This is a genomic window from Algoriphagus zhangzhouensis (assembly GCF_900148515.1).
Taxonomy (GTDB): domain Bacteria; phylum Bacteroidota; class Bacteroidia; order Cytophagales; family Cyclobacteriaceae; genus Algoriphagus; species Algoriphagus zhangzhouensis.
Genome location: NZ_FRXN01000001.1, coordinates 808,844 through 826,190, shown reverse-complemented (window position 1 = coordinate 826,190; position 17,347 = coordinate 808,844). Strand labels below are relative to the sequence as shown.

Genomic DNA, 17,347 nt, shown 5'->3' with positions numbered 1-17,347 from the left:
TTCTATGTCACTAACCAATCCAGGATTTGATCCTAATGAGATCGCGAAGCTTAAAAAGGAACTGAGCGCTTCTGGAAAGCCATATAAATTGATTCCTGACGATGAGAATTCTGATGAATTTGTAAACTTTTACTTCATAGGTATGTATGAAGGTAAAGAAGTGATCTACGATGCTGCACTTTATACCTTAAGATTACATCATTCTAGTGAGGTATACGAATTAGCCGAACATGAGGCTGCCAAAAAGTTTCCCAACTTTAATGGTATCCAATATGAAGAAGATGAGAACGGTAATTTACTTCCTTTGGACAGTGAACAGGAAGAAATAGGTTGGTTCATCACTGAAATGATCATGGAGATCGAAGAGGAAGAAACTGTAAAGGTTCAAGAATTTATTGATGTGGATACCCACCATGATTATGGAATAGGCGTGGATGCTGCATTGAATATTGATGTGATTACTGATAAGGTAATCGCAAAATTTATCAAGGAATTCAATGACGATACCATTGTATTGGATGAGACCATGTTTTCTTTCCAATCAGAAGAAGAAGACGTTTGATAAAAAACTTGAGAACAATACCTTTGAACGCTTGTTGATTCAACAAGCGTTTTTTTATGCTTCATATCGCCTGGTCACCCGAATATTGTCATCCATTACCTACTGGACATCGTTTCCCGATGGAAAAGTATGAATTGCTTCCTCAGCAATTAATGTATGAGGGTACAGTTGATGAAAGCAATTTTTTCAAGCCTAAACCAGCTTCAGAAGGTCTCATATTGGAAGCACATGATTCAGATTATTGGAATCGGTTAAATTCTCTTCAGCTCACTCGATCAGAGGAAAGAGCTACTGGTTTTCCTTTGAGTAGAGCTTTGGTCGATAGAGAGGTGCTGATAGCAGGTGGTTCTGTGGAAGCAGCTGTTTATGCCATGGAAAACAAAATTGCCATGAATATTGCTGGTGGAACACACCATGCATATTCCAATCGAGGGGAAGGTTTTTGCTTATTGAATGACCAAGCAATAGCTGCCAGATATTTACAGAAAAAGGGACTTATACAGAAAATCTTGATTATTGATCTGGATGTTCATCAGGGAAATGGGACAGCTGAAATATTTAAGGATGATCCATCTGTTTTCACCTTTAGTATGCATGGTGCTAAAAATTATCCTCATAGAAAAGAAAAATCAGATTTGGATGTTGGTTTAGAGGATGGCACCTCAGATAAAGAATACCTCAAAACTTTAAATATTTCATTAGATCAGATTTTAAATAGATTTGAGCCAGATTTTATAATGTATCAGTCTGGCGTGGATGTATTGGAATCAGATAAATTAGGAAGATTGTCATTGACTATGGAAGGGGTAAGAATGCGGGATGACATCATTCTTTCGCTTTCTAAGGAATTAGGTTTGCCGATGATTTGCTCCATGGGGGGTGGTTACAGCGAAAAAATAAGCCAAATCATTGAGGCGCATTCACAGGTTTATAGGCTGGCCCAAGAAATATTTTTCTAAACCTTAACCTATTTTAATGCCGGATATGGGGCACTTCCCTTGGAAAATCAATTCTTTCTTTATATTTGCGCCCTTGTCAACAATAATCAATTCAAAGTGAAAAAGGGATTAAAATTCATCGGAGTACTAGGTCTTGCATCTGTACTTTTTTACGCCTGTGATCAAAAAAGCACTGAAAACCAAACTGCAACTGCTACTGAAAGCGCTGCTGGTTCTGGAGACTACAAAATCGCCTATGTATACACAGACAGTGTGATTAATAAATATGACTACTTCATCAAAAAATCTGAAGAACTAACCGAAAAAGGGAAGAAGTTTGAAGGTGATCTTCAAAGCAGAGCTAGAGGGTTTGAGCAGGAAGTTTCCAATTTCCAACAGTCTGGTGGAAACATGACTCCAAATCAACAAAGAGCTAAGCAAGAGGAGTTGATGAAAAAAGAGCAAAATTTGGTGACTTATAGAGATAACTTGATGCAGGAACTTTCTGTAGATGAGGCAAATCTTTATAATGAAGTTTACGAAAAAGTTCAAACCTATTTGAAAGGATATGCTGAAGCAGAAGGCTTGGATTTGGTCCTTAGCTACACTAGAGGTGGTTCTGTATGGTATGGAAAAGAGTCTTTGGATGTAACTAAATCTGTGATTGACGGATTGAACAAAGAATACGGTAAAGCACCTGTAGATACAGCAAAATAATTTCAGTAAAAACGAGATTAGAAACCCGGCCAAGTCCGGGTTTTTTTGTACCCTATTTTTGGGTATTTTTGAAGGCAAATTGAAAAAACTCAAATGAAAATCACAGAATTTTTAAAGCATCACTATCGTCATTTCAATGCTGCATCTTTGATCGATGCTGCTGAAGGTTATAAAACTCACTTGGAAGAAGGTGGAAAAATGATGGTCACTCTTGCCGGAGCAATGTCCACTGCAGAATTGGGGATTTCTTTGGCAGAAATGATTCGTCAAGATAAAGTTCAGATCATCACTTGTACGGGTGCAAACTTAGAAGAGGATGTTTTCAACTTGGTGGCTCATGACTACTATGAGCGAATTCCAAATTATAGAGAACTTTCACCAGAGCAGGAGCAAGATCTATTGGATCGTCATATGAATCGTGTGACTGATACCTGTATTCCAGAAATGGAGGCCATGAGAAGAATTGAAGATGTTATTTTGGATGAATGGGTGAAAGCTGATCAAGCTGGAGAAGCATTTTTTCCACATGAGTTCTTCTATAAAATTCTATTGTCAGGCAAGTTGGAAGATTCTTATCAAATCGATCCAAAAAACAGCTGGTTGCTTGAGGCGGCTAAGAAAAACTTACCTATCATCGTTCCAGGATGGGAAGATTCTACTTTGGGAAATATGTTTGCTGGACACGTTATCTCTGGCGATGTGAAAAATGTTCACACGGTGAGAAGTGGAATTGAGTACATGATGTTCCTTGCAGAATGGTATACAAACAATGCTACTGAAGAAAGTAAAGTTGGATTTTTCCAAATTGGCGGGGGAATTGCAGGAGACTTCCCTATCTGCGTGGTACCAATGTTGCATCAGGACCTTCAGCGTGATAATGTGCCTCTTTGGGGCTATTTCTGCCAGATTTCGGATTCTACTACTTCTTATGGATCTTACTCTGGAGCGGTTCCAAATGAGAAAATCACTTGGGGTAAACTTGGATTAGAGACTCCGAAATTTATTATTGAATCAGATGCAACAATTGTGGCCCCGCTGGTATTTGCCATCGTTTTGGGTCAATAATTATGAAAAATTTAAATACTAAAATACTTAAAGCAGGCAGTACTTTACTGCTTGCTTTTTGTGTTTTTAATCAAGTACAATCTCAAGAAATACAGGTCTTATCAGGGGCTAATAGCCCTCAAGATGACCAAAACCCAGTGTGGATTGGAGATGGAACCCTTCTTTTTACAAGAGCATTTCACCCAGGAAATATTGGAGGAGTTACCGATCCAGGAGATATCTGGATGACCAAGAAAAATGAAGCTGGAGATTGGTCAGAAGCGATTCATCGTCCAGATTTAAGTACAGAAGGGTATGATTTTCCTATTGGCTTGGAAGACCTGCTCACGCTTTTGGTTTACCATAGAGATTCTGAAAAAAATGGCATTTACCAATATTCTAAGTTTGGTACTGACTGGAATTTCCTAAGAAGAATCAATGTGGATGGTGTAGATGATCTTTCAGGAAATGTAACAGGGCGAATTTCCAAAGGTGGAGAGTTGATTTTCCTTTCTGCTAAAAGAGAAGATAGCCGTGGTAATGAAGATATTTATCTAATCAAGAAAGAGTCTGTTATCAAATGGGAAAGCCCTGTTCATTTGGGAAACGTAATCAATACTCCGGGTCAAGAAATCAGTCCATTTTTTAATCCTAAAACCAAACTACTGTACTTCGCTTCCAATATGCAGGAAGGAGCACAGGGGAAAGATATATTTATTTCCAAAGCTTTGGATGAGACTCTTTTAAATTGGAGCCAACCAATAAAGTGGGAGCAAATCAGTTCCCCCGGTTCGGAGAGTACGGTTACTTTCATCAATGATGATGAGGTTGTTTGGTCAAGCATCCAGAATTCCGATGGATTTTCAGATTTATTGACTTTCAAAAATCCTGAACCATTGGTAATCCCTGATGAGTTTGAAGCACCCAAAAGTGTGGCAATCAGTCAAGCAAAGGAAGAAAAACAGGTAAAGGTTCAGGAGATGACTCCTATTTTTCCCAGTAGTAGCGTAGGGATCCCAGAAGTCAAAATCCAAGAAAAAGAAATAGCGGTTGAAGAAGAACCTTTAAAATGGCTCTTGGTTGATCAAAAGAATAAAACGAGAATTCTTGACTATACACTATTTGGATTATCTCAGGGAAATTGGTTAGAAATGCATTCTGATTCCATTCTGATTTCTGGGTTGGAAAAAAATGGGATCTCAGAAATTAAATTTGAAGCCAGTTCTTTCTTTCCCAAAACCATAACTACATCTCAATTACTTTCAGAAGAGCCAAACGTTGTTTTAATGGCTAAAATTGAAGCAGGTTCAAGTCTTACTTTAGAGAAAGTGAATTTTAAAAGAGGAACTTCTGAATTTGAAGGAGAGGAAACTTTAGAATACTTGGCTGGAATTGGCGACTTTTTAACAAAGAATGAAGGCTTTAAAATCCGAATCAATGGCCATACTGATAGTGCCGGAGATCCCGGCCTGAATAAGGCCCTTTCCTTGGAACGAGCAGGTGCAGTTAGGGATTACTTAGTCGAAAAAGGAATCGAATTTGAAAGATTGAGAATCTCAGGATGGGGAGGTACTAGGCCTGTGGCTTCAAATGCTACGGAGGTAGGCAGAGCTAGGAATAGGAGAGTAGAATTGACAATAGAGAACTAATAAGAAAGCCCCGAAAAAATCGGGGCTTTTCTATTTTCCATATTTTGAAATTATAGGGAATATTCCCCTCTATATTCTCTTTTAACAAATTGGTTGGCTGGATCGAAGTTAGTGATCTTCATGTTTGGACCATCCCACATTAATTTGATTCCTCTTCCTGGATAGTCAAATTGATTGTCGCTTCCAGCTCTTGGAACACGATAATCATAAGATCTAATTGCTAGGTTACCCATTAATACGGATTCTGTCAAAGGTCCTGCAACGCTAAATGGTGAACTTAGATGCTTGTATTCTTCAGATCCATATCCTCCGATACATGCTTCAACCCAGTTTTTGTAGTGACCGCCATCTCCACCAGGAACTCTATATTCGGTCATTGGTACGCTTACTTCTTTGGTTCTTGAAGTAGGAAGAAGCTTAGGGTCTTTTCCGTAGGTAGAGCACATCATTTTACCTTTGGTTCCTTCGATGATAACTCCATTTCCGCCATCACCCATTTGCTCATTTGGTTCTAGTTCTTCTGGGCGAGTTGGCTGGATACCACCATCCATCCAGTGGAATTCCAAATCTTCCTTACCTGGTCTGTCAAATCTCAAAGTAATATGAGAGGAAGGAGGGCAGCTTTCAGGGAAATATCCTCGAGTAAATTCTCCCGTGTAAACAGATCCTACAGAACATTCGGCAGACTTTGGATAGCCTAATCCTAGAACTCTAAAAGGAGGCTCCATAATATGACAAGCCATATCTCCCAATGCACCTGTTCCATAATCCCACCAACCTCTCCAGTTGAATGGAACGAGATTTCCTACGTAGTCTTTAAAAGGCGCAGTTCCTAACCATAGGTCCCAATCCAAATCTGCAGGAGGCGTAACCGGAGTAGAAGGCCAAGGAATACCTTGAGGCCAAACAGGTCTATTGGTCCAAGAATAAACTTTGGTAGCTTCTCCAATAAGTCCTGCATTGTACCATTCTACCATTTTTCTAACACCATCTCCTGAGGAGCCTTGGTTACCCATCTGAGTTACCACTTTGTATTTTTCAGCTGCCTCGGTTAGCATTCTTGCCTCGTAGATGTCATGGGAAAGGGGTTTCTGAACATAGACATGTTTTCCCATTTTCATAGCTGCCATAGCGATTACCGCATGCATATGGTCAGGAGTAGAAACAGAAATCGCATCGATATTCTTTTCTTCCTTTTCCAACATTACTCTATAGTCTTTGTAATAAGCCGCTTTCGGGTGTGCTTCGCGGCTACCTTTAGCTCGAGTATCGTCAACGTCGCAAAGGGCGATCATGTCTACTTTCCCAGAGGCGAAAATCCCTCGGACATCACCGCCACCCATTCCACCAACACCAACGCTGGCAACTCTTAATTTGTCACTTGGAGCGATATATCCCGGTCCACCCAAAACGTGTCTTGGGACGATGTAAAACCCAGCCATAGCTAAGGAACTACTTTTCAAAAAGTCTCTTCTGGAATTACCAGATCCTTTATTTTCTTTCATGGTTTATTGATTAATCTTTGGCAAAAGTTGAAATTATCATTTTCTACGAAGTTATTAGCCTTGATTTTGATAAAATCACCCATTTATTCCATAAAATTCATTTATTCCCTTTTTCAAATATATTTTTTTGACGGGGTCAGATATTTAATTTTTTCCATTAAGTTTACCTAAATCCAATTTCCTACTATGAAAAAAAGTATTGCTATAATGGCAGTAGGGATTTCTTTGTCCCTTTTTTCTTGCCAAAATGATTCTTCAAGCTTGACAGATGCAGGACTGATACCTCTACCTGTAAGTGTTTCTAATTCTTCTGGACATTTTGAATTGACTTCAAATTCTGCCATTCAATTGGTTGGACCGGAAAGCGATCTAATTTTCATTGGTGAATATCTAGCCCAAAAATTAAGACCTTCGACAGGTTTTCCTATCCAGGTAGGAACAGATGAGGCAGATATTAAATTGGAGTTGGTAGGAGATGGATCTGGCTCCGAAGCTTATGAATTGTCAATTTCCGAATCCGGAATAAATATTTCAGCTGAATCTGAAGCTGGATTATTTTATGGTGTACAAACTTTGATTCAAGCTTTTCCTCCATCAATACTTGAAAGCAAATCAGTTTCTCAAAAATGGATTGTTCCAGCCGGTACCATCACCGATAGCCCAGATTTTGCATATCGTGGATCCATGCTGGATGTAGCTAGGCACTTTTTCCCTGTGGAAGATGTGAAGCACTACATCGATCAAATGGCTGAATTGAAATTGAATTATCTTCATTTGCATTTAACTGATGATCAGGGTTGGAGAATTGAAATCAAATCTTGGCCAAAATTGACCGAAACAGGCGGAAGCACTGAAGTAGGAGGTGGAGAAGGAGGTTTTTATACTCAAGAGCAATATGCTGATATTGTCGCTTATGCTGCTGAAAGATATATCACTATAGTTCCTGAAGTGGACATGCCAGGTCATACGAATGCAATTTTGGCATCCTATGGAGAATTGAATCCAGGAATCAATCTTCCTGATGGAGATACTGAGACCATTGTGAAATCTGTAGAGAAAGCAGAAGACTTACTGTCTGGCTCTAACATTGACAGACAAGCGGCGGAATTATACACGGGAATTGAAGTTGGATTTAGCACCCTTGATTCTGAATTGGAAGCTACGTATCAATTGGTTGAAGATGTAGTTAGAGAACTTACTGCATTGACTCCTGGTCCTTATTTCCACATTGGTGGTGATGAGTCTCATGTGACTAAAAAAGACGATTACATTTACTTTGTAGAGAGAGTACAGGAAATCGTAAAAGGCTATGGTAAAACAAGTATCGGTTGGGATGAGATTGCTACTACAACTCTTTTACCTGGAAACGTTGCCCAGTTTTGGGATAAAGCAAATAATGCTCAAATGGCAAAAGATCAAGGAAACAAAGTCTTGATGTCGCCTGCAAAAAGAGCCTATATGGATATGCAATATGATTCAACTAGTAGAATTGGCTTGCATTGGGCTGCATTCATAGAATTAGATGATTCCTATAATTGGGATCCTGCTACCTATACAGAAGGGATTTCTAAATCAGATATTTTGGGTGTAGAGGCTCCTTTGTGGACTGAAACAGTTACTGATAGAGCGGATATAGAATATTTGGTTTTCCCAAGACTAGCCGCGATTGCAGAGGTTGCCTGGACTCCAACTAATAGAAGGTCTTGGGATAGTTTCGCTTCGAGAATTCCTGTTCAGGGAAAAAGATGGGAAATCGAAGGGATAGGATTTTATAAATCACCGAAGGTCAATTGGTAAGCAATTAAGACTTTTAGAATGCCCAAGTTGAAATGTATCAACTTGGGCTTTCGTTTTTTTAGAAAGCTTCAATAAACTTTGATTTTGGTAAAATTGAGGCTATTATGGAAATTAATTTAATTAGATAAACGGGTTTAAAACCTTTAAATATTTTATGGCAGACATAGTTATTTCCTTTGCAAATTGGATTTGGGGAACGCCGATGTTGGTTTTATTAATGGGAGGTGGAATGATTTTACTTTTTCATTCCGGCTTTATACCATTTAGAAAAATCGGGCATTCAATAAGTTTATTGAGGGGGAAATATGATGATGACTTAGCCCCTGGACAAATCACCTCTTTTCAAGCTTTATCAGCTGCAATTGCAGCTACGGTTGGATTGGGGAATATTTCCGGAGTGGCAATTGCAATCAATATGGGAGGGCCAGGAGCCATCTTTTGGATGTGGGTTTCGGCATTTGTAGGCATGGCAACCAAATTTTACAGTTGTAGCTTGGCTATCATGTATCGTGGGACTGATTCTGCAGGAGTTGTTCAAGGAGGCCCCATGTATGTGATAGAAGAAGGGATGGGGAAGAAATGGAAATTTCTTTCAATCATATTTTGTGTGGCTGGGGTAATGGGCCTTTTAGCCATCTTTCAAGCTAATCAATTATCTGCTGTATTCAGAGCGGTAATGTTGGAGCCAGCAGGGATAGAAAATACAGTTACCTTAAGATGGATTATTGGAATTGTAATGATGGTATTGGTTGCTTTTGTAATCCTTGGAGGTATTAAAAGGATTGCAAGCGTCGCATCCAAACTGGTTCCATTTATGGTAGTGCTTTACTTTTTAACAGTTTTGATCATCGTTGGAAAGTATATTGGTGATGTTCCTGAAATGTTTGTAAGAATCATTACTGATGCATTTACTGGTCAGGCTATGGCTGGTGGTGCTGTTGGATCGGTAATCATTATTGGTGCTAGAAGAGCAGCTTTTTCAAATGAGGCAGGGATTGGTACTGCGCCAATGGTTCATGGTGCTTCCAAAAATAGAGAGCCTATTCGTGAAGGTTTAATTGCTATGCTGGGTCCATTCATAGATACGGTAGTGGTTTGTACATTGACTGCTTTGGTGATTATGCTTACTGGTGTTTGGCAAAGTACAGAGGCTGATGGAGTACGATTGACGTTGCATGCTTTTGATTTGGCTCTTCCGGGGATTGGAAGGTATTTATTGATGACAGCAGTATTGATTTTTGCCCTGTCTACCATGTTTACTTATTCTTATTATGGTCATAAGTGTTTTAATTACCTTTTTGGTGCAGATAAGGCAGATTATTACAATTACTTCTACCTTGTCACTATTGCAATTGGAGCTGTAGTTTCTCTTGATGTTGTGGTGAGCTTTGTAGACGGGATGTACGCTATTATGGCGATTCCAACTATGATCTCAACGATTTATTTGGCTCCAAAAGTGAAAGGGGCAGCGAAAGAATACTTTGCAAGAATTAAAGCTGGAAGATGAAAGTATTAATTGCTCCTAATGCTTTAAAAGGAACTTTGACAGCGATAGAAGCTGGAGCAATTATTCAAGAATTTTTTCAGAATGAATTTCCTGATATAAAAACTCAACTTGTTCCCATTGCCGATGGAGGTGATGGGACTTGTTTTTTATTGGGGGAATATCAAAATCTTCCTCAAGTCAAAACCTGGAGTTTGGACTCAGTCGGTAGGAGTAAATTAGGTTTCTTTTATTTCGATGAAGAAAACAAAGCGGCTTTGATAGATGTATCAACAGTTTCTGGATTGGGGGATTTAGCGGAAGAATTAAAGTCACCCTACCATACTTCCACCTTTGGAACTGGGATACTAATTAAGAAAGCTATAGAATATGGAGCCAAGGAGATTGTATTGGGCTTAGGAGGTAGTGCAACAGTGGATTTGGGGCTCGGTATTTTGCAAGGTTTGGGTTTTGCTTTTTTAAATCAATCTGGTAGAGAAATCAATCCATTTTCAGGTTCTTTGATGGAGGATTTGAGTCATATTCAATTGCCGGTTCCTTTTCCAAATATTAAGTTTAGACTCTTGTGTGATGTTAAAAATCCATTTTTTGGAACCAATGGTGCGATCCCAGTTTTTGGACCTCAAAAAGGCCTAAAAGAATCTAAGTTTAAGACTTATGAAACAAGTGCTAGAAATGCTGTTGTAAAGCTTTTCAGTAAAGCCAGAAAGGATTTTAATGATGAAGAGGGATTCGGAGCTGCAGGAGGAATTGCAGTTGGTTTATCAGCTTTTTTTCCAATAGAAATAGAGTTTGGTGCTCCTTATTTTTTCGAAAGAGTTCAAATCTTGGAATCGATAAAATCCTCAGATTTAATCATTACTGCAGAAGGGAAATATGATGAGCAGTCGAAAGAAGGGAAGGCATGCTATGAATTATTGCAGCTTGCTAAAAATCATAAAAAGAAGACTGTTTTGATTAGCTCGGGTGAGGAAGGGACGCTTGCTGGCTTTGACCAATTTATTCAACTCCCTGATTTAAATTTTGAAAATGCCGATCTTAAAGAACAGGCCGTTTTCGGACTGAAAAAGTGCCTAAAAAAAATGACTATAAAATAAAAAAAGGAGGCTTATGGGCCTCCTTCAATGTTTTTATGATTTAGGAATCAATGGTCGCTTTTTTTGCTTTTTGTGAAAGTGCTTCTCACATCAATTGCAGAAAGACCTGCGCCTAGGCCTATGAGGATACATACAATTAGAAGAAATAATTGAGCACCCGAAGCAATAGGAGAGCTGAAAATATCTAGTAGAATCATAGTTAATTTGATGTGTGACTATTTTGAATGCCCGAAGATACTTTCAAAGGCGGAAAATACCAACTTTGAATAGTAGGCAAATGAAATATTTAGCCTAAATCGTCGTCAAAATCATCCTCAAAATCTTCATCAAATTCATCCTCCTCGTCGAAGTCCATGATATTGTCATCTACAAATTCATTGTCTTCATCGAGATCATACTCATCTTCGAAGTCTGATTCAAAATCATTTTCATCTTCGAAGTCATCAAATTCGTCGAAATCTTCTTCAAAATCCTCCATAGCGTTGTTATAAGGGGTATTACAGTTGAACGATACGAATTAAAATAAAAATTCAATTTGCTCAATACACTGAAGGCTAATTTTTTTTAAAATTTTATTTCATTCAAAATAATGAGTCCTAATGTGTTGATATTCAATAAGTCTATTCCTTTAGAGTAGTGTGTTTTTATATTCAGATATTTAATGTTTGAATTTTTAAATAATCACAGCTTTATGAGCTTGTGAAAAGCTTATCCTGTATAAAAAAAATAGGCTGCCTTTTTTGAAGACAGCCTTAATTGAAAATGTTTTTGATGTATTTTTTTATCAGAGGTTTCGAGAGATAATCTTTTACAACTTGATATTTACTGGCTTTGGATATGTCCCTTTCATCTACAGAGCTACTCAATATGTAGATTTCGGCTTCATTCTTTTGGGAATCAAAATGATCTAAAAAATCCCAACCGGTCATTTCAGGCATATTCAAATCTAGAAAAAGATAATTAGGTCTTATGTCATAGATTTCATTGAGTGCCACTTTTGCACTTTGATATTTAAAGAATTGACATGGCTCTTTAACGTTTTTCGTTATTAATTTCTCCGTCACAAAAGTGCTGATCGGATCATCGTCAATGAGTACAATGGTTAACATCAAAATGCAAATATTTGCTACTGAAATACATTTAAGCTACTACAAAAGTAGTATAGTTTTGGTACTTCGCAAATAATTTGCCAATAAAGTACAATTCTATTTGATCAATTTCGATAGGCCTTTCCTTGACTTTCAATACACTAAACTATTTGGTGAAAAAATATAATATTTCACAACTTGTTAAGTCATATTTTTACAATTAAAAGGCTTTTTTGTCTAAAATCGACCTATTGGATTTGTGGTAGCAAAGAGATTTCTAATCCCTTCTTTAAGATTAGTGCAAAAACAGTGTCCTTTTTCTACGATTAGGAGTTTATGACTTTGCTTATTGAATAGTGTTTACCTCAGATGAAAATCTCTCCAAGATTTTTTCGGTTGTCTTCAATACTTTTTTCTCTTTTGTTTTCGGACTGGAAACTTCCGTGACACCTGTCAAAGTCATCAAAAATTTATCTTTTTCAGGATCAATAAAATCTACAATTACTTGGAGTAACTCATAATTATCTGTTCTTCTTCCATAATTGTTCATATATGGGTTGTACATGAATGGATCCCAAACTCTATATCCCCAATATGGATATGGATTGTTATAGTTATTGACTTCTCTTTCTCTTTGATCTTCATTTGATGTATAGCGAATCACCAAGTCAGGTTCCATTTTGTCATATATCATACCCTGACTTTCTAGATAGTCTCTGAGTTTTTCTTGGACTTTTTCATCAATATACTGTGCGGAAAAGCCTCTCATGTTCACCTCTTGATTGATGATCACAAATGAATTGTATGGTCTAGCAGCGGGGATTTCAGTGTTTTCTTTAAATATCTCAATAGAACTACAGGATATTAGAAGTATTGAAGCCAAGAATAGTAGGGGGAGGGTGAATTTGTTCATGTTGTCAATTAATAGGGCGATACCTCATAAAACGAAATAGATTTTACAAGGTTGAATTTCATGTATAACGATTAAATTCGGTAGGATATTTTTGATTTTCTATTTCATGCTGAATTGCATGTGCTATTTTTGAGCAAAATTTGAATAGATGAGTAGACCTGATTTTGATGATATTTTTATGGAGTTGGCAGTTAACCTTGCCAAACGTTCACATTGTATCAAAAAGCATGTTGGTGCAGTGCTGACGAAAGAAACTAGAATCATTTCAATTGGTTATAATGGTCCACCAGCTGGGACTCACAATTGTGATGTAGAATTTCCTGATCATGGCTGTGCACGTGATAGCAAAGGGAGTTGTTCATTGGCTCTCCATGCGGAACAAAACGCGATTCTTTACGCTGTGAAGAATAACACTTCTGTGGAAGGCTCTACCTTATATGTGACGTTAGCACCTTGTTTAGCTTGTGCTAGAATTATCTTTTCGATGGGAATCACTAAGGTTGTTTACCTTTTTTCCTATGCAGAATACAAAGGAATAGGATCAGATGAAGGTGTTGATTTCTTGAGAAAATTTGGAGTTCAGGTAGATCGCTATACCAAAGAGGTCGAAGTAAATGACCACCTGATTTAAAGGAAATTGACTTCAGGGCTTAGCTTCACGTTGAATTTCTCAAAAACTGATTTTTGTATCTTCTCGGAAAGCTTTGCCACTTGAGCTCCATCTCCACCACCATGATTTACTAAGACCAATGCTTGTTTGTCATGGACTCCGATAGACCCTTCTTTATATCCTTTCCATCCAGCTTGCTCAATTAACCAGCCTGCAGCTAATTTGACTCCATTCTCATTAGGATATCCTGGGATTGTGGGGTAGAGTTCTTTTAATTTTTCAAATTGTTCTGCTGGAACGGTTGGGTTCTTAAAAAATGAGCCTGAATTACCAATTTGGGCTGGATCTGGCAGTTTTGATTGCCTGATCTCAATCACCGCATCAGAAATCGCTTTGATGCTGAGCTCTTGAATTCCATGAGCCTTCAATGTTTCTTGAATAGCCCCATACGATATATTGAATACAGGTTGCTTGGATAATCTATAAGTAACCTCGCAAATGATATATTTTCCTTTGAGCTTATTTTTAAAAACACTTTCCCTATAACCGAAATCACAGGTTTCAAAATCAAAGGCTTCAAGCTCTAGTGTTTCTCGGTTCAAGGCTTTTAAGGAGTGAAAAACATCCTTGATCTCTACACCATATGCACCAATATTTTGCATGGGAGATGCGCCAACTGTCCCAGGGATCAAGGAAAGGTTTTCTATTCCAGACCATCCTTGGGAAATGGAAAACAGAACCCATTCATGCCAATTTTCTCCAGCACCAACTTCTACAAAAACTTCATTTTCGGACTCCTTGGTAACTTTTATACCTTTTATTTCATTTTTAACGATCAAGGCATTTTGATCTTGAGTCAGCAGAATGTTGCTTCCGCCTCCTAGAATGATAGCAGGTATTTTCTTTTCCTTTGAAAAAATGAGTGCTTCTTTAAAATCTGCAATTGATTCAGCAACAGTAAAAAATCTTGCATTTTTATCAATGCCAAAAGTATTATAAGGTTTTAAGGAAATGTTTTCTTGTATCTTCATAGCCAATTAGTCGATGCGAAATAAGTAAGATTTGCCCGAATAAGAAATATAAATTCCCTTTCGATTCTATGAGAGAAATTCAAATCAACGGAACAAAGATCCGACCAGGGCAGGCAGTCAATATTGAAATTCCTATTGCCAAGCTTCCAACTCATACTTTAATCGATTTGCCAATATTCATTCGATCTTCCAAAGAGCCCGGACCGGTGGTATTGGTTAGTGGTGGTGTTCATGGAGATGAAATCAATGGAATCGTTACAGCCAGACGTGTTTTGGAGGAATTGGACCATGGATTAGAGCTTTTGAGAGGAACTGTGATCATCATACCTTTGGTGAATATTTATGGCTTTCTTTCGAATAGTAGAACATTTCCAGATGGTAGAGATTTGAACCGAAGTTTTCCCGGGTCGAAAAAAGGATCACTTGCTGGAAGGATTGCCTACATTATCAATGAAGAGATCATCCCGAACATTGATTATGGAATTGACTTTCATACCGGTGGTCGGATGCTCACAAACCAGCCTCAGATTCGTGTAGATTTTGTTGATAAGAAAGCTGTGGAATTAGCAGAGGCATTTGGAACCCATTTCATAGTCAATTCCAAAATGATTGATAAATCATTTAGGAAGGCTGCATACAAAGCCAAGAAGCACATTTTAGTATTTGAGGGTGGGGAATCGATGAGGATTGATGAACTATCAACAGATGAAGGGGTAGCTGGTACCAAAAGATTGCTTCATTATCTAGGTATGATTGCTGAAAGTTCAGACAAAAAGGAAACCGTTATTTTAAAACAAAGTGATTGGGTAAGAGCAAGAGCCTCAGGTATTTTTAACTCTTCAGTTAAGCTGGGAGATCAAGTTAAAAAAGGGCAGATATTGGCGAGAATTTCAGATCCTTATGGACAAGTGAAAATTCCTGTCAAAGCTCCTTCCAATGGATATATTATCGGGATAAACAATCTTCCAGTAATCAATGTCGGAGAGGCATTGATTCATTTGGGGAAAGATTAAAAAAAAGCAACACTCGAAAAAGTGTTGCTTTTCATTTATAGGAAAAAGGATTTAAGAGAAATACCTTTTCAGTCCTTCAATTCTTTCTACTAGTTCTGCCTCTACATTTCTATAATCGGAAGTATTTTCCAATGGAGTGTTTACGGAGAAATAGTATTTGATTTTTGGTTCTGTTCCAGATGGTCTTGCAGAGATTTTGCTACCATCTTCAAGATAAAACTGCATAACGTTGGATGAGTCCAATGGTAATTTGTCCACGTTTCCTGTTTTTACGTTTTTCTCAGTACCTTCTTTGACATCCAAAATACGCTCAACAGGAACTCCATTCATGGATTTAGGTGGGTTTTGTCTGAAATCCATCATCAGTGCCTGGATTTGCTCAGCACCGTCTTTCCCTTTCTTGGTAACAGAAATCAAAGCTTCTTTATAGAATCCGAATTGGTGATACACCTCAGCTAAGACTTCAAAAACAGATTTACCTTGAGTTTTGTAATAAGCAATAGCCTCAGCAACCATAGCACAAGCACTCACTCCATCTTTATCTCTTACAAAATCGCCAACTAAGTAACCATAGGATTCTTCACCACCTCCGATAAAGGTTTCTTTTCCTTCTAATTCTCTGATGATGGCTGCGATATTTTTAAATCCAGTTAAGACATTGAAACATTTTACACCAAAACCTTCAGCAAGTCGATTGATCAATTCTGTGGTTACAATGGTGTTGACCATGAATTGTTTTCCATCCAGTTTCCCAGCTTCTTTCCACTTATTCAATAGATAATAGGTAAGGAGTGTTCCTGTTTGGTTTCCGTTCAATAGCTCAAATTCACCTTTTTCATTTGGAACAACAGCTGCATAACGGTCGCCATCAGGGTCACAAGCAAGAATAAGGTCTGCATTTACTTTCTTTCCTAACTCAACTGACATAGTCAAAGCCTCTCCTTCTTCTGGGTTAGGATAGATTACAGTCGGGAAAGTTCCATCTGGTTCTGCTTGCTCTTTTACCACATGAACATTTTCAAATCCAAAGGTCTTCAAAGCAGCCGGAACCATTTTTCCAGAAGCTCCATGAATCGGAGAGAAGACAATGCTCATGTCTTTATTTGCTTGAATAGCACTTGGAGAAAGACTTAAGCCTTTTACTTTTTCCAAATAGATTTGATCGAAGTCTTCCTCTATGTAAGTCACCAGATCATCATTTTTATCCCAATTGACCAAGTCAAAAGAGGTGATCTTCTTTACTTCCTGAATGATATTTTTATCATGTGGAGCTACTACTTGCGCACCATCTTCCCAATAAGCTTTGTATCCATTGTATTCTTTTGGATTGTGAGAAGCTGTGATCATTACACCACTTTTACACCCAAAATGCCTAACTGCAAAAGAAAGCATAGGGGTTGGACGCATTTCTCGGAAATAATAAACTCGGATTCCGTTAGCAGTCAATACATCGGTGGTCGCTGTTGCAAATACAGTATTGTTGATTCTACTGTCATGTGTGATTGCAACAGAAATATCTTGATCTGGGAAGCATTTTAATAGATAATTTGCTAATCCTTGGGTAGCCATTCCAACAGTATAAATGTTCATCCTGTTGGTCCCAACTCCCATTAACCCTCTCAATCCTCCGGTTCCAAACTCCAGATCTTGGTAGAAAGAATCTACCAATTCATTCGGGTTTTCATCTTTTAATTTCAGAATGGCATCTTTCGTATCTTGATCTACATTTCCATCGAGCCATGCCTGGGCTCTCACCATAATGGTGGGGTCTATTGAATTCATAGGAATAAAAATTAAGCTTGATTCTAAGATATGGAAAATGTAGTTATTTGCCACTCTTAAGGTGAATTTCATCTTCATCAAAAAACCACATTCTTTT

General features: G+C 38.0%; 16 protein-coding genes. 10 read left to right on the top strand and 6 right to left on the bottom strand.

The annotated features are described in order from the left end of the window. The first annotated feature begins 4 nt into the window (after positions 1 to 4). The 5 genes from BUF13_RS03525 (at position 5) to BUF13_RS03505 (ending at position 4,910) form a co-directional block, all read left to right on the top strand. A complete protein-coding gene (locus BUF13_RS03525; protein WP_073570344.1) occupies positions 5 to 562 on the top strand; it encodes a hypothetical protein in 558 nt (185 codons plus the stop codon). 56 nt (positions 563 to 618) lie between these two features. After that, positions 619 to 1,521 (top strand): histone deacetylase family protein, encoded by a 903-nt coding sequence (locus tag BUF13_RS03520; protein WP_073570343.1) that lies wholly within the window; start codon positions 619 to 621, stop codon positions 1,519 to 1,521. A 96-nt stretch (positions 1,522 to 1,617) separates the two neighbouring features. Then, on the top strand, positions 1,618 to 2,217 hold the full coding sequence (locus BUF13_RS03515; protein ID WP_073570834.1) for an OmpH/Skp family outer membrane protein: 600 nt from the start codon (positions 1,618 to 1,620) through the stop codon (positions 2,215 to 2,217). Positions 2,218 to 2,310: 93 nt separating this feature from the next. Then, complete coding sequence (locus tag BUF13_RS03510; protein WP_073570342.1) at positions 2,311 to 3,282, top strand: deoxyhypusine synthase family protein; 972 nt, start codon at positions 2,311 to 2,313, stop codon at positions 3,280 to 3,282. 2 nt (positions 3,283 to 3,284) lie between these two features. Next, positions 3,285 to 4,910: an OmpA family protein gene (locus BUF13_RS03505; RefSeq protein WP_073570341.1), complete on the top strand. Its 1,626-nt coding sequence runs from the start codon at positions 3,285 to 3,287 to the stop codon at positions 4,908 to 4,910. A gap of 50 nt (positions 4,911 to 4,960) precedes the next feature. Here the strand turns inward: BUF13_RS03505 and BUF13_RS03500 are convergent, their stop codons facing one another. Beyond that, the gene (locus BUF13_RS03500) at positions 4,961 to 6,415 is read right to left on the bottom strand and encodes a Gfo/Idh/MocA family protein (RefSeq protein WP_073570340.1); all 1,455 of its coding nucleotides are present in this window, start codon (positions 6,413 to 6,415) and stop codon (positions 4,961 to 4,963) included. A gap of 186 nt (positions 6,416 to 6,601) precedes the next feature. Between BUF13_RS03500 and BUF13_RS03495 the strand changes: the two genes are divergently transcribed. From BUF13_RS03495 to BUF13_RS03485, 3 genes are all read left to right on the top strand, one after another. After that, a complete protein-coding gene (locus BUF13_RS03495; RefSeq protein WP_073570339.1) occupies positions 6,602 to 8,212 on the top strand; it encodes a beta-N-acetylhexosaminidase in 1,611 nt (536 codons plus the stop codon). Between the two features lie 154 nt (positions 8,213 to 8,366). Beyond that, positions 8,367 to 9,719, top strand: a complete 1,353-nt coding sequence (locus BUF13_RS03490; RefSeq protein ID WP_073570338.1) for an alanine/glycine:cation symporter family protein — start codon at positions 8,367 to 8,369, stop codon at positions 9,717 to 9,719. After that, positions 9,716 to 10,813 (top strand): glycerate kinase, encoded by a 1,098-nt coding sequence (locus BUF13_RS03485; protein WP_073570337.1) that lies wholly within the window; start codon positions 9,716 to 9,718, stop codon positions 10,811 to 10,813. The genes BUF13_RS03490 and BUF13_RS03485 overlap by 4 nt, the downstream gene beginning before the upstream one ends. A 286-nt stretch (positions 10,814 to 11,099) precedes the next feature. Here BUF13_RS03485 and BUF13_RS03480 read toward each other — a convergent pair whose 3' ends face one another. From BUF13_RS03480 to BUF13_RS03470, 3 genes are all read right to left on the bottom strand, one after another. Beyond that, positions 11,100 to 11,291: a hypothetical protein gene (locus tag BUF13_RS03480; RefSeq protein WP_073570336.1), complete on the bottom strand. Its 192-nt coding sequence runs from the start codon at positions 11,289 to 11,291 to the stop codon at positions 11,100 to 11,102. Positions 11,292 to 11,565: 274 nt separating this feature from the next. Then, positions 11,566 to 11,922: a response regulator gene (locus BUF13_RS03475; protein WP_073570335.1), complete on the bottom strand. Its 357-nt coding sequence runs from the start codon at positions 11,920 to 11,922 to the stop codon at positions 11,566 to 11,568. Positions 11,923 to 12,247: 325 nt separating this feature from the next. Further along, complete coding sequence (locus BUF13_RS03470) at positions 12,248 to 12,814, bottom strand: DUF4136 domain-containing protein (RefSeq protein ID WP_073570334.1); 567 nt, start codon at positions 12,812 to 12,814, stop codon at positions 12,248 to 12,250. A gap of 148 nt (positions 12,815 to 12,962) precedes the next feature. Between BUF13_RS03470 and BUF13_RS03465 the strand changes: the two genes are divergently transcribed. After that, a complete protein-coding gene (locus tag BUF13_RS03465) occupies positions 12,963 to 13,445 on the top strand; it encodes a deoxycytidylate deaminase (protein ID WP_073570333.1) in 483 nt (160 codons plus the stop codon). Here the strand turns inward: BUF13_RS03465 and murB are convergent. Next, a complete protein-coding gene (gene murB, locus BUF13_RS03460) occupies positions 13,442 to 14,455 on the bottom strand; it encodes a UDP-N-acetylmuramate dehydrogenase (RefSeq protein ID WP_073570332.1) in 1,014 nt (337 codons plus the stop codon). The genes BUF13_RS03465 and murB overlap by 4 nt on opposite strands. A gap of 68 nt (positions 14,456 to 14,523) precedes the next feature. Here murB and BUF13_RS03455 point away from each other — a divergent pair, with 68 nt between their 5' ends. Beyond that, positions 14,524 to 15,468, top strand: a complete 945-nt coding sequence (locus BUF13_RS03455) for a succinylglutamate desuccinylase/aspartoacylase family protein (protein ID WP_073570331.1) — start codon at positions 14,524 to 14,526, stop codon at positions 15,466 to 15,468. A gap of 51 nt (positions 15,469 to 15,519) precedes the next feature. Here the strand turns inward: BUF13_RS03455 and BUF13_RS03450 are convergent, their stop codons facing one another. After that, positions 15,520 to 17,250, bottom strand: coding sequence for a phospho-sugar mutase (locus tag BUF13_RS03450; protein ID WP_073570833.1), 1,731 nt, complete (start codon positions 17,248 to 17,250; stop codon positions 15,520 to 15,522). Positions 17,251 to 17,347 lie beyond the last annotated feature (97 nt).

Coding starts and splice junctions, on each gene's coding strand:
- BUF13_RS03525 (WP_073570344.1), top strand. CDS start 5: ATGTCACTAACCAATCCAGGATTTGATCCTAATGAGATCGCGAAGCTT.
- BUF13_RS03520 (WP_073570343.1), top strand. CDS start 619: ATGCTTCATATCGCCTGGTCACCCGAATATTGTCATCCATTACCTACT.
- BUF13_RS03510 (WP_073570342.1), top strand. CDS start 2,311: ATGAAAATCACAGAATTTTTAAAGCATCACTATCGTCATTTCAATGCT.
- BUF13_RS03505 (WP_073570341.1), top strand. CDS start 3,285: ATGAAAAATTTAAATACTAAAATACTTAAAGCAGGCAGTACTTTACTG.
- BUF13_RS03500 (WP_073570340.1), bottom strand. CDS start 6,415: ATGAAAGAAAATAAAGGATCTGGTAATTCCAGAAGAGACTTTTTGAAA.
- BUF13_RS03495 (WP_073570339.1), top strand. CDS start 6,602: ATGAAAAAAAGTATTGCTATAATGGCAGTAGGGATTTCTTTGTCCCTT.
- BUF13_RS03490 (WP_073570338.1), top strand. CDS start 8,367: ATGGCAGACATAGTTATTTCCTTTGCAAATTGGATTTGGGGAACGCCG.
- BUF13_RS03485 (WP_073570337.1), top strand. CDS start 9,716: ATGAAAGTATTAATTGCTCCTAATGCTTTAAAAGGAACTTTGACAGCG.
- BUF13_RS03480 (WP_073570336.1), bottom strand. CDS start 11,291: ATGGAGGATTTTGAAGAAGATTTCGACGAATTTGATGACTTCGAAGAT.
- BUF13_RS03475 (WP_073570335.1), bottom strand. CDS start 11,922: ATGTTAACCATTGTACTCATTGACGATGATCCGATCAGCACTTTTGTG.
- BUF13_RS03470 (WP_073570334.1), bottom strand. CDS start 12,814: ATGAACAAATTCACCCTCCCCCTACTATTCTTGGCTTCAATACTTCTA.
- BUF13_RS03465 (WP_073570333.1), top strand. CDS start 12,963: ATGAGTAGACCTGATTTTGATGATATTTTTATGGAGTTGGCAGTTAAC.
- murB (WP_073570332.1), bottom strand. CDS start 14,455: ATGAAGATACAAGAAAACATTTCCTTAAAACCTTATAATACTTTTGGC.
- BUF13_RS03455 (WP_073570331.1), top strand. CDS start 14,524: ATGAGAGAAATTCAAATCAACGGAACAAAGATCCGACCAGGGCAGGCA.
- BUF13_RS03450 (WP_073570833.1), bottom strand. CDS start 17,250: ATGAATTCAATAGACCCCACCATTATGGTGAGAGCCCAGGCATGGCTC.